The sequence below is a fragment of the Romboutsia sp. genome (assembly GCF_035470145.1).
Lineage (GTDB): Bacteria > Bacillota > Clostridia > Peptostreptococcales > Peptostreptococcaceae > Romboutsia_D.
Window position 1 is genome coordinate 1 of record NZ_DATIRC010000297.1, and the last position, 13,807, is coordinate 13,807.

9 protein-coding genes are annotated in these 13,807 nt (G+C 26.2%); 4 read left to right on the forward strand and 5 right to left on the reverse strand.

Annotated elements, in window-relative coordinates; all coding sequences use genetic code 11:
• On the reverse strand, nt 1-1,144 hold a 1,144-nt coding region (locus VLM92_RS12155), incomplete at its 3' end, for a glucosaminidase domain-containing protein (protein ID WP_325276602.1).
• A 213-nt stretch (nt 1,145-1,357) separates the two neighbouring features.
• On the opposite strand from VLM92_RS12155, the gene VLM92_RS12160 reads away from it, so the two are divergent.
• The gene (locus tag VLM92_RS12160; protein WP_325276603.1) at nt 1,358-2,356 is read left to right on the forward strand and encodes a Gfo/Idh/MocA family oxidoreductase; all 999 of its coding nucleotides are present in this window, start codon (nt 1,358-1,360) and stop codon (nt 2,354-2,356) included.
• A gap of 60 nt (nt 2,357-2,416) precedes the next feature.
• Here the strand turns inward: VLM92_RS12160 and VLM92_RS12165 are convergent, their stop codons facing one another.
• The 3 genes from VLM92_RS12165 to VLM92_RS12175 form a co-directional block, all read right to left on the reverse strand.
• Complete coding sequence (locus tag VLM92_RS12165; protein WP_325276604.1) at nt 2,417-2,944, reverse strand: hypothetical protein; 528 nt, start codon at nt 2,942-2,944, stop codon at nt 2,417-2,419.
• Nucleotides 2,945-3,100: 156 nt separating this feature from the next.
• Nucleotides 3,101-4,036: a DNA-processing protein DprA gene (locus VLM92_RS12170; RefSeq protein WP_325276605.1), complete on the reverse strand. Its 936-nt coding sequence runs from the start codon at nt 4,034-4,036 to the stop codon at nt 3,101-3,103.
• Between the two features lie 160 nt (nt 4,037-4,196).
• Entirely contained in the window at nt 4,197-5,084 is an 888-nt protein-coding gene (locus tag VLM92_RS12175; RefSeq protein ID WP_325276606.1) for an N-acetylmuramoyl-L-alanine amidase, read from the reverse strand.
• 433 nt (nt 5,085-5,517) lie between these two features.
• Here VLM92_RS12175 and VLM92_RS12180 point away from each other — a divergent pair, with 433 nt between their 5' ends.
• The gene (locus VLM92_RS12180; RefSeq protein WP_325276607.1) at nt 5,518-8,679 is read left to right on the forward strand and encodes a DEAD/DEAH box helicase; all 3,162 of its coding nucleotides are present in this window, start codon (nt 5,518-5,520) and stop codon (nt 8,677-8,679) included.
• A 348-nt stretch (nt 8,680-9,027) separates the two neighbouring features.
• Nucleotides 9,028-10,461 (forward strand): Na+/H+ antiporter NhaC, encoded by a 1,434-nt coding sequence (gene nhaC / locus VLM92_RS12185; RefSeq protein WP_325276608.1) that lies wholly within the window; start codon nt 9,028-9,030, stop codon nt 10,459-10,461.
• 139 nt (nt 10,462-10,600) lie between these two features.
• Here nhaC and VLM92_RS12190 read toward each other — a convergent pair whose 3' ends face one another.
• Complete coding sequence (locus tag VLM92_RS12190; RefSeq protein ID WP_325276609.1) at nt 10,601-11,236, reverse strand: phosphoribosyltransferase; 636 nt, start codon at nt 11,234-11,236, stop codon at nt 10,601-10,603.
• A gap of 275 nt (nt 11,237-11,511) precedes the next feature.
• Between VLM92_RS12190 and VLM92_RS12195 the strand changes: the two genes are divergently transcribed.
• Complete coding sequence (locus tag VLM92_RS12195; RefSeq protein ID WP_325276610.1) at nt 11,512-13,602, forward strand: PocR ligand-binding domain-containing protein; 2,091 nt, start codon at nt 11,512-11,514, stop codon at nt 13,600-13,602.
• The last annotated feature ends 205 nt before the right edge of the window (nt 13,603-13,807 follow it).

Sequence of the window (13,807 nt, forward strand, 5' to 3'; positions counted from 1 at the left end):
TGTCATCTCTAGCATCTATACCAAAAATATTATTTTTAGTTTTTGATAATGTAGATATTCCTTTTCCTGATTCATTCATAGCAATACCTATCATAAAAGATGCATTAACACCATATTTGCTTTGAGCCTTTATAAAGTACTCTCCAGTTCCCCTTAATACACTACCTTCTAATTTACTATCTTTTGATATTACATATTCAAAATATTTATCAATATCACTAGCATTATATGAAACTTTACTTCTCGCTGATAAATATTGATAATAATTATAATATGGCTCATTGCTATTTACAGCATTATTGTGATGATTTTCTTTTTCATCTGATATTAATTTATTTATGTCATCATAATAATAATTTCCATCATAACTATAATATTCTATACCTTTATTCATAAAAGAAGGTGCTCTTCCTATACTTCTTTTAGTTCCTGTGTTTCCTTCTACATTAGAACTGATGTAGTGGATTAATTGTCCCTCTACATTTTCATAGTAACTTAAATTAGTTGCTTGATTCATAGGTAAAAGTACTATATTAGCTCCACTTTCATCACTTTTTTCAATCCAGCCTGTAAATCCTGATGCTTCTATTTTTACCATAGTTTCAGTTTCTTCTATAACTGGCACGTCATCTATAAATCCATGATTAATATATGTATAAGCTTGTGATTTATTAGAATCTTTATATAAATTAGTAATATAACTTATAGAATCTTCGGATATACCTTCTCCCAGCTTTACAATACGACCTATAGAATTTGTTGTATATGCTATCATTCCTTTACTATTTATAACCGTTGGTATAATGTTTTGTTCACTATACTCATTTTCTAAACTATTTGCCATACTTACTGCTTCTTCTATTGTATTAGCATCTTTGACAAATGTATAGCTTCCATTTGCATGAGCAAGTGCTACCTCATAATCTGAATTTGTTTTTAATTTGAAATATTTTATATTATCTAATTCTGATAAGTCTTTTTGAACTTCTTCAGGTATGTCATATATTTGAGTAAATGTCTTAGGTTTAGGCTTTGTATATGTTTCATACTCTTTTGATTCATTTGCATACGCTATTGGCACAACACTATTAATAGCCATAGCACTAACAACTATAGCTGCGTATATACTTTTCTTCAGTTTCATAAAACTCCCCCTTGTTATAATACACTTTTCATACAAATTATAGCATAACTGTAAAATATATCCAAAATAATACTACTTATTTACATCTTATTTTTATATTTTTGATATTCATACTATTTAATCATAGTTAAATATATATACACTCAATACATTCTATATATGTAATTTTTCTCTATGTTATAATTAAAATAAAAACATCTTAGGGGGATTTTTATGAGTTCAAAAATAAATTTAGGGATAATAGGAAGTGGATTTATAGTTAAAAACTTTATAGAAGCATCAAAATTAATCGATGATATAAATTTACATGCCTTTTATTCTAGAAATATAGATACTGCTACAAAATTTAAAAATGAATATAATTTCACTAAAACATATACAAATTTAGATGATATGGCAAATGATAAAGAATTAGATGCAATATACATAGCTTCTCCTAATTCAATACATCACTTACAAGCTATAAAATTTCTAAAAAATAAAAAACATGTACTATGTGAAAAAGCCTTCGCTTCTAATTCTAATGAAGTTGAAGATATGATTAAAACTGCTAAAGAAAACAATGTATTACTTATGGAAGCTATGAGACTTACTGTACTTCCAAACTTCTTGCAAGTAAAAAATAATTTACATAAAATAGGAAAAATAAGAAGATACTTTGCAAGCTATTGTCAATATTCTTCTAGATATGATAAATACAAAGAAGGAATAATATTAAATGCCTTTAAAAATGAACTTTCTAATGGATCTTTAATGGATATAGGTGTTTACTGTATAGCTCCAATGGTTAATTTATTTGGCGTTCCTAAAAATATTCTTTGTAATGCGTTGATGCTCGAAAGTGGGGTTGATGCTCAAGGTAGTGCTATATTTAAGTATGATGATATGGATGGAGTCATTATGTTTTCTAAAATATCTAATTCTCATCTTCCATCTGAAATTCAGGGTGAAAATGGAAGTATCATAATCGAAAAAATAAATAATTTTAGCTCTGTTAAAATAGTTTATACAGATGGTAGTACTGAAGACTTAACTTTAAGTCAATATGAAAATGATATGTACTATGAAATTAGTCATTTTATTGACTTAATAAAATCTAATAAAACTTACTCTAATTTAAATACTTTAGAAAATTCCCTTTCTGTTATGAATATTATGGACACTATACGTAAGCAAATTGGATTATATTATCCTGCTGATATGAATAACTAATATATATTTTTATCTATTAAAAAAGTATGACCTTTACATTTTACAGGTCATACTTACTATTTACGCAGTAAATCTATTTATTAAGTTTTTCACTATATCTTCTAAATCTCCAGATTCTTCAACTTCTTCTATTCTTGGGCTTAATCCCTTTTCATAGTTAGTAATACTCATTACATATTCTCCATCTTCTACATCAATCAAAAGACCTACTAAGTGATCTAAATTCAACTTTAAATCTCCTATATCTTTTATACTATTTTTATCCATATATAAATCATCTAAATAATGCTTCATACTATATTTTGTACCGTCTATAAACTCAAATTTTTCAGCACCTTCATGTGTCTTACCTATTATAAAATGTAGTGCATATTCTTCATTTAATAAAACTTCCTTATAATCATTGGCTTCTTGTAAATCTTCATAATCTTCATCAAAAGTTATTACATCCATATAATCTTTATCTATTAAATTTACTCTAACAACTGAATCTTGATATTCAAAAATCATTTCTTTTGCATTATCTTCATAGTAATTTATAAAATTATTTAATTTAAAATCTGTAATATTAATTCTAACTGGTTCCATGATATATTTCCTTTCATTACTTTTATTTTTATAAAAGTTTAACTTATATTTTTAGCAATAAAATATAATATATCATAAAACAAATTTATTTTAAATCTATATTCTACATTTTTCTACATTTCATTCAATTCAACTAATAGTATAAATCTATTTATTTTATAGTTCTATTTTTAATTGTTTGCTACTTTGTTTAAAATTATTTAAATAAAAATAATCATTAAACTTATCTATTTCTAATTTCAATTTTTTTATATCTTCTTTATTTCTAATTACTATACACTTTTCTTCTTTGATAAGTTTTTGATTTCCACTAGCTTCAATATCTAAACATGCTAAAATCCTATTTTGTCTTTTGGAAAAATCAATAGTATGCATAGTTCCTGAATTAACATCACTTTCACACACTATAACTGCACTACTTAATCCACTTTGAATTCTATCCCTTTCTATGAAATTATTTTTAAAAGATTTCATCTCAATAGGATATTCACTAACTAAGCACCCATTATTTTCTAATATATTATTTGCTAAATCTTTATTACTACTTGGATATATGTCATCTAATCCACATGGTAGTACTGCAACTGTATTACCTTTAACATCTAAGCATCCTTTATGAGCTTGTTCATCACATCCTATAGCTAATCCACTTACAATACTATATTTTTCTTTTCCAAATATATTTCCTAATTTGTAAGATGCCTCTAGAGCCTTTAAGCCCGCTCTTCTGCTTCCTACGATTGCAACAGAATTATCATTTATCAAACTATTATAATTCCCTTTATAAAAAAGTATTACTGGAGGATTTTCTATGTTTATCAATTTCTTTGGAAAGTTCTCATTTAATATATCTATATTTTTTATATTTTGTTTTTGAGAACTTAATATTATTTCTTCACTTTTGGTTATTGCTTCTTTTAGTTGATCTAACGTTGGAACTATTATACGTTTATTATTACTTTTTATATCTATAAATATATCTAATAAATCCCTTTCGTCCTTAGGTTTATTCATCATATTTTCTATAAAATAAAGTATCGTCTTTTTACCAACCTTAGGTAAACACGATAATGTTAATATTATGTTTTCCATTAAAATACCTCCTTAACATATATTATGTTTAAAATAATTACATATACTAACGTCTCGTTAAATTTATTAATTATGACATAAATTAAATGTAAAAATAAATAAAAAAATGTGCTATCAGCTAATATTAAAATTAGTGATAGCACATTTTTTTATTCTTTATTTATTTCTTTATATAATTCATAACCATATCTAAAGTTTCCCATCTGTCTTTTCCATAGAAATTATAGTCACCTTTTAACTTTCCACATGCAGCTCCTACTACATAAATATTTTTACCTAAACCTTCTTTATAAACACTTAAATCTACAACAACATAATCCTTTAAGTCCCAACTTAATATTTGAGCTATATTTTCATCTACTTGACCACTATATACTACACAGTTTTCATATAATTTAGGTTGTTCTACAGGAGGATCTGGATCTATTGGTGGATCTGGTTTTTCTGGTTCTGTTGGTATATATTCTATACCAAAGTATTTACATATTCCTTGAATAGTTGCTTCTGCTAATTGATCTCTATTTTCTTTTAAAATTTTAAGATCTTCTTTATTAGTATAAAAAGCATATTCTGCAAGTATGGATGGCATATTAGCTTTATATATAACAGTAAAATCTGCAACCTTAACGCCTCTATCTTTAGCATTAGTATCTATTGATTTTATCATTTTATATACTGATTCTTGTACATATTTTGCAGCATTTTTAGAGTTTTGACTTGCATTAGATGCTATATAAGTTTCAGTTCCTCTAGCTTCATTAAATTCATTTTTATAAGCATTTGCATGTATACTAAAAAATAGTGCAGGTGGTTTTTGCTTTAATGCCCAATAACCATTTGCAATTTCTGCTCTCTTAGTTAGTCCCATTTCATCTTTTTGTTGTGGATATGGATTAGTTAAAAATACAGTAATTCCATGTTTTTCTGCCAAATTTTTTATTTTATATTGCATATCATTGTTAAATTCCCACTCTCTCATAGATTTATCTGGGGCTTCTCTACCAGCTACATATTCAGCATGGCCACTATCTAAAATTAATAGTTTCAAACTATCATCTCCTATTTTATTTTTATAAATTTCATAGTATTTAATAACCTTATGATGTTAATATAATTATTTGAATTAAATAACTACAAATATTAATTTCATTTTAGTTAAATAAATAAAAAATTTCTAAAAAAATATTTTACTAAAATTAATTCTAAGACCTTATATATAAAGTCTAAATTTTAGTATTTATATTATTTTATTAAAATAGATTTTAAAGGTGTGCTTAATATTAAAAATATTTAAATATTTTTTAGCTTGTATAAATATATCATTATGTAGTATATTAAAAGTTCGTGAATTTATTAGATTTATGTATTTTAAATCATAGTTTTTTCTTAAATCGCGATATATATTTTAAATATTTTTGTGTAATTTAAAGCTTTATAGACTATAATGTTTTATATACACAATGAGGGTAAGGTGAGACAAATTGGACTTTAAGCAAATACAAGATTTAATAAAATCAAAAACGGACCAATCTAGATGGATAAGAGGAATTAAATATTTTAATAAAAAATTAGTCGATTATGTTACGTTTAATATAAATGAAGATACAATATCTTTTGATGGAATTTGTGAATCTGAATATTATAATGAAGTTTATCCAAATTCTATATCTGTAAATACTAAAGAACTAAAAATAGTTGAAGCTAGATGTACTTGCGAAGACTTTAGATCTAGAAATAGTAATAATCGCTTATTCATATGTAAACACTTAGCTGCAACTTCTATATATGGACTACAACTTGCCAAAAGGGAATATGCTACAAGCTTAGTTTCTCAAATTAACGAAAAAGATCCTATTATAAAAATCCCTACACAACCTAATAAACAACTATTATTTCACTTTGATGACTCTAAGAGAGAATTAGTTAATTTAGAAGTAAATATATCTATTGAACGCGATAAAATATTTGCTGATTTTAAAATAGGGCAAGGTAAAATGTATGTTCTAAAAAATTTAAGAGATTTTGCATGTGCTAAATGCAATAACTACACTTTAGAGTACGGTAAAAACTTTACTTATAACCCAAATATTCATTATTTTTATCCTGAAGATGAAAATTTAATTGATATTATCGAAAACTACGGAAATAATTTAGCATCTTATTTTAGTGTTTCTAATCCTAAAATGATGTATATCGGAAAAAGTGAATTTAAAATTTTCTTAGAAACTCTAAAAAATAAATGTTTTACACTTAACTTTAGTAATGAACAGTATAGCCCTAAAATAATAAAGGATGTACTTCCAATTTCTTTTGATGTGAAAAATGATGATGGAAAGATAAAACTTACATCTAATGAGGATTTACCTATTCCATTAACAGATAAAGGTGATGTTTTATTATACAATGATAATATATATTTACTTTATGGTGAGCAAGCTTTAAATTATAATAGAATTTATTCTGTACTAAATAAAACTAAAAATATAGTTTTTGAAAAAGAAGACACTCAAGGGGTATTAAGTAATTTAGTCCCTAAAATATCACAATTTTCTAAAAAAGTTAAAATAGATGACGAAATAAAAAATAATATAATAAGTGATTTTAAAACGGAATTTTATTTTGACTTAAAAGGCTCTAGTATTATTTGTGATTTAAAATTTGTTTACGATGATAAAAATGGACAAAAATTCATATTAAGAGATTTAGAAAAAGAAAATGAAATTAAAAATAAGCTTAATGATTTAAAATTCATTTTAGATAATAAAGTTTATGTGTTCAAAGGAAATGATTTAGATTTATATACATTCTTAAATGAAGAAATAATAAACCTTAAAGATTTTGGTGATGTTTATTACTCTGATAAATTTAGATCTAAAAAAATATACAATTCATCTTCTATCCAAGCCTCTGTAAGAGATGGTGTTGATGGATATTTAGATTTTTCTTTTAACATAGAAGATATTAATAAAGATGAATATAAAGATATCTTACTTGCTTTTAAAGAAAAAAGTAAATTCTATAAATTAAAAAATGGAAATTTTTTAAATCTAGAAGAAAAAGAAACTAAAGATTTTTTCGAACTGCTTGAAAACTTAGATTTAATTGGAAATCAAGATATCTCTAAAATTCATAACAGCAAAATCTTATATCTAAATGATATGTTTGAAAATAAAAACTTAAATTTTATAACTGGTAGGGATTTAGTAAAAGATATTTCCAAGAAATTTGAAAATATAAAAACTTTAGAGTTAACTCTTCCAAATGAACTTAATGCTAATCTACGTGATTATCAAGTAGCAGGTCTTAATTGGTTTAATACGCTAGATCATTATGAATTTGGTGGTATACTTGCAGATGAAATGGGTCTTGGTAAAACGCTACAAGCTATTAGTTTTTTATTGTCTAAGACTAAAGACAGCTGTAAAAGTATAATAGTTACTCCTACTTCACTTATATATAACTGGAAAAATGAATTTGAAACATTTGCTCCAACTATGAAGGTATTATTAATACATGGAAGTAAAAAAGAACGTGAAAAAGCCTTTGAAGAAATAGATAAATACGATGTAGTTATAACAACTTACGGTACTCTTAGAAATGATTTAGATAATTATAATAAAAAAACTTTTAATTACTGTATAATAGATGAAGCTCAAAACATTAAAAACCCAGTTGCATTAAGTACAGAAGCTGTTAAAAATATTAAGGCTAAAGTTAAATTTGCACTAACAGGTACTCCTATTGAAAATAATCTAATAGAGCTTTGGTCAATTTTTGATTTTATAATGCCTGGTTATTTATACAATAGAAGTAAGTTCCAAGAATTATTTATATACAGCGAAAATAATAGTTATAACTTAAAAAGATTAATAAAGCCATTTATACTAAGAAGAACTAAATATGAAGTTATGAAAGAACTTCCTGATAAAATAGAAAAGAAATTCTTTGTTGAATTAAATAAAGATCAAAGAAAAATATATAGTGCTTATGTATCTGAACTTAGTGAAAAAATGAATAACAAAGATATAAAAAAAGATAGGATAGTAATTTTTTCTTATCTTACAAAACTGAGACAACTTTGTTTAGACCCTAAAATACTTTTAGAAGATTATAATAAAAAAAGTTCAAAAATTGATACTACAATAGAACTTTTAAAAGATTATATATCTAATAATCATAAGATACTTTTATTTTCACAGTTTACATCTGTTCTTAAAAACTTAGGTGATGAACTTAATAAAAATAATATTTCTTATTCTTATATAGATGGGCAAACTCCAGCTAAAGAAAGATTAGAGTTAGTTAATGAATTTAACGAAGGAAATGAAAATAAGGTATTTTTAATATCTTTAAAAGCAGGTGGTACAGGTCTTAATTTAACTAGTGCTGATGTAGTTATACACTTTGATCCATGGTGGAATCCATCTGTTGAAAACCAAGCAAGTGACAGGGCTCATAGATTTGGTCAAAAAAATGTTGTTGAAGTTATCAAGCTTATTGCTAAAGGAACTATAGAAGAAAAAATACTAAAACTTCAAGAAAGTAAAAATGAACTTATTGAAGAATTTATTAATGGAGACCTTTCTAATCAAAATGTATTAAAAAGTCTTTCTGACAAAGATATTATTGAGCTTTTCTCTTAGTTTATATAATCTAATTTACTACTCAGATCTATAAAATACCAAAAGAAGGAGATAATCTGTATATCTCCTTCTTTTGGTTTATTCTTTGTTATTTATTTCTATTCTTTTTAATTATTTGTTTTAAGCTTATTAATCTATCATGATTATACATACTCTACCCTTTATATTAATTTTTTTAGAATAACCCCATCAGGTTGTGTGAAATAGATAATGTTACATTTGAATTTTAACAGCTTCTTAAAATAAAATATTTAATTAATATAGAGTTTTTATTAGAATATCTATATTTAAAATGAATATAATTTTCTATGTTCTATAAAATATTTTAAGGAGGGGTTTTTCTATTTTATGAAAGGTAAAGAAAAAAAACAAGCTACATTATTTGATGCACTAATTCCAATTGTATGTTTAATTTTATTTTTAGGTATTTCAATACTTAAATATGGAGCATCTCCTCATGTACCATTAATGGGTGGTGCTATTGTTGCAGCTATTGTTGCTATATTTAAACTAGGGTACGCCTGGAACGAACTAGAAGAAAGCATCTTTGTTACTATTAAAATGGCTATGCAAGCTATTGTAATTATCATGATAATCGGTGTTCTTATAGGAACTTGGATAATCAGTGGTATAGTCCCAGCTATGATTTACTGGGGTCTTGAAATTTTATCTCCACAAATATTCTTAATTGCAACTACTATAATCTGTTGTATAGTTTCTATAGCAACTGGATCTTCTTGGACTACTATGGGTACTGTGGGGGTTGCTCTTTTAGGAATAGGTCAAGGTTTAGGAATGCCAGCACCTCTTGTAGCAGGTTCAATAATTTCTGGTTCATACTTTGGTGATAAATTATCTCCATTATCAGATACTACCAATCTAGCTCCTGCAATGGCAGGAAATACTTTATTTGATCATATTAGATTTATGCTTTATTCTACAATCCCTTCATTAATAATATGTTTAATATTATATGGAATACTTGGTATGAAATATGCCGGCCAAGATTTAGATATGTCTCAAATAAACTTAATAAGAGATACTTTGGTGAGTTCATTTAATACATTATCTCCAGTTTTATTCATACCACCTATGATAGTTATAGGACTTGTAATATTTAAAGTTCCTGCTATACCAGGCCTTGTTGCAGGTGCTGTTTTAGGATTTGTATTTGCAATAGTATTTCAAGGTGCATCTGTTGGTGATATTATAAATGCTGCTCACAGCGGATTTGTATCTAATAGTGGAGTTGCTGCAGTTGATGAATTATTATCTAAAGGCGGATTAATGTCTATGATGTCTACAGTATCTCTTACTATATGTGCATTATCTCTAGGCGGAATTTTAGAAAAAACAGGTATGTTGGAAGTTTTAGCTTCTTCTATATTAAAATTTGCAAAAGGAACATTTGGTGTTGTATTTGCTACAATGGCTACTTGTATGATGACTAACGTAGTTGCTGGTGAGCAGTATCTATCAATTGTTATACCTGGTAGAATGTATAAAAATGAATACAGAAAAAGAGGACTACATCCTAAAATGCTATCAAGAGCTCTTGAGGATAGCGGTACAATGAGTTCCGCACTTGTTCCTTGGAACACATGTGGTGCTTATATATATGGAACTTTAGGAGTTAGTACATTTGCATATTTCCCTTATGCATTCTTAAATCTAATAAACCCTCTAGTTTCACTATTCTTAATAGCTATTAAATTTAAGATAGAAACTTTATCTCCTGAAGAAATGGCTAAAATTGAAAATGAAAGTGAAGATCCAGCTTAAAAATAGATCTTTATAAAAAGTACTTTATGTGGCATGAGTTAGGAATTCATCTGGGCTCATGCCACTTTTAATAGTTCTAGTTAAATTCTTTTCATACCTGACTGCTTACTAAGAATACTAACAGTTTATAATCCATAAGCTAACCTCTTAATTCATTTAGTAAAGTAAATACTTCTTTATCTTCAACTTGTGAAAAATCTTTATAATAGGCGCCTACTGCATGAAAATCATCTGGCTCATAAATACATATTACCTCATCTACAATATTTTTAAATTGTTCAATTATATCTTTGGGACCTACAGGAACGGCTAAGATAATTTTACTTGCACCAAGGTTTTTAATAGATTTTATTGCAGCAATTAAGGTAAACCCAGTGGCAATTCCATCATCAATAACTATTACTGTTTTATCTTTAACATCTGGAGGTGTTTCAATTCCTCTGTATTGATTTAATCTCCTTTTAATTTCATTTATTTGTTTATTTATTTCTTGTTCTAAATATTCATTTGATATATTAAGCATATTAACATAGTATTCGTTTAAGATATAACTTCCATCAACTGATACTGCACCTATAGCTACTTCTTCATTAGTAGGTGAACCTATTTTTCTTGGAATTATTAAATCCCATTCATAATTAAATCTTTTAATTGTATCATAGGCTACTTCTACTCCACCTCTTGGAACTGCAAGGACTATTACATTATCATTTTTAAACTTTTCAAGATGTTTTGCAATTTTTTCTCCTGCATCTTTTCTATTTAAAAAAATCATTTAAATACACCACACTTTCTAATTACTCTAATATAATTTTTTACTTAATTATATATATTTATTACTACAAAAATTCATAAAAACCCCGCCTCGATATTTTCAATTTTCTCCCCCATTTTCCTTATTATTATGTAAATTATTAAATACAGAGCAATGTTTAATAATGATTATTATACTCCTCACTCTAATTTTTCGAATTTCCAATGGAATTTTAAGAGGATTTTTGTATAATATGTAGAATTTTATGTATATATTAATTATTATAGGGGGTAAAAATGGATTACGAACTATCTGACCTTATAGATATACCTCAACTTCAAAAACTACTTGATAGTTTTTATAATGCAACAGGTATTAGTTCAGGTGTTGTTGCAAGAGATGGAACAATATTGACTATGACAAAATGGAGAGATCTTTGTACAAAATTTCATAGAGTAAATCCTGAATGTGAAAAGCTTTGTATTGAAAGCGACAAATATATATTAGATCAATTTAAAAATGGGAATGACATTGTAAATTTTCATTGTAAAAATGGATTAATAGATATGGGAGCACCTATTGTAGTAGACGGCACATTTCTTGCTACAATATTTGTAGGTCAAGTTTTGTTTGAAGAGCCAGATATAGAATATTTTAAAAAACAAGCTAAAAAATTTGGCTTTGATGAAGAATCTTATCTTGATGCATTAAAAGATATTCCAGTTGTTGATAAAAAAGAACATGAGAAGATAATTAATTTTCTTAAGGACTTTGCACAGATGATTGGGGACATGGGATTAAGACAACTAAAGCTTTTAAAAACTCAAAATAAACTTAACCTTTCTGATGAACGTTACAGACTTGCTATTGATGGTTCTAATGATGGAATTTGGGACTGGTGTTTTGTAGATAAGACAGGATTCGCTTCAAATAGATTTTTAGAGATTTTAGGATATACATTTGATGAAATGAATTCTTTAATTACTTATTTTATTGATCTTGTTCATCCTGAAGATAGGTCCTATTATAAAGAAAAATACATTGAGCATTTAAAAGGTAAAAGTGATAGTTTTTATCAAGAGGTTCGTGTAAAAACAAAATTCAATAATTATAAATGGGTTTTAATTCGTGGAGCTGCTGTTTTTAATGATGAAGGTACCCGTATAAGAATATCCGGTTCTTTAACAGATTTATCTTATAAAAAATCTGCAGAGGAACTCATAGAAAAAGAACAATATTTTTCTAAGGCTGTTATAGATAATGCAAACATTATTATATGCGTTTGGGATAAAGATGGAACCTTAGTGCAATTTAACAAACATGGTCAGAGAATTTGTGGATATTCAAAAAAAGAAGTTTTAGGCTATAAATGGATAAATACCCCACTAAGAGAAATAGGCGAAAAAATATTAAACTATATAAAAAAACCAAATACAAATGTAATTCAACAAGAAGGTTCTATTCTTTGCAAAAATGGAGATTTAATTAATGTCATTTGGAGTAACCAAATACTTACAAATAAAGATGGTTCTGTAAAAAATATTATTAGTATGGGATTAGATATAACAGAAAGAGTAAATGAAGAAAAAAGACTTACTGAATTTTTTGCAAACATTTCTCATGAATTAAAAACTCCTTTAAATATAATATTTAGTTCTTTACAGCTAGTAGAATCTTATCTATCTAATGGTTTAGTTTCTGAAAATATAGATAAAATACTAAACTGTAAAAAAGGAATGAAACAAAATTGCTATAGGTTATTAAGGCTAGTAAATAATTTAATCGACATTACAAAAATAGATGCAGGATATCTAAGTCTAAATATGGATAAATGCAATATTGTAAGTTTAGTAGAAGATATAACCCTATCTATTACTGACTATGTAGAAAGCAAAAGTTTAAATCTTATATTCGATACTGATGTGGAAGAGAAATTTGTCTGCTGTGACCCAGATAATATCGAAAGAATTATTTTGAACTTACTTTCCAATTCAATTAAATTTACAAAACCTGGAGATAGCATATCCGTAAGTTTACAAGATAAGGGGGATAATATACTTATTTCTGTTGTAGATACAGGTATAGGAATTGAAAAAGATAAATTAGATGTAATATTTGAGCGTTTTAAACAAGTAAATAAATCATTTACAAGAGATCATGAAGGTAGTGGTATTGGCCTATCACTTGTTAAATCCCTTGTTGAAATGCACAATGGTTCTATTAAAGTCAACAGTATTTACGGAGAAGGTAGTGAGTTTATAATTGAGCTTCCTACAAACACTTTAGGTTGTAACGAAGTTTATCATCCTTATAAAGAACTATATAAAAAACTAGATACTAAAATAGAAAAAATAAATATAGAATTCTCTGATATATACTTTACATAAAAAAGCCTAAAACTCTAAATTTTAGGCCTTTTTTATAAATTCACAAACTATACATTCAGTTCAAAAATAATATAGCTTTTTATTTATTTTTTATTATTTTTTATTTGTACTATGGGTTTTCTAAACAATATATTAGATAAAGCCTTTCCATCAAATGGGAATAAAGGCCATGTATATTTTTTTGCTGTTTTAAAAGTTTTAGTTG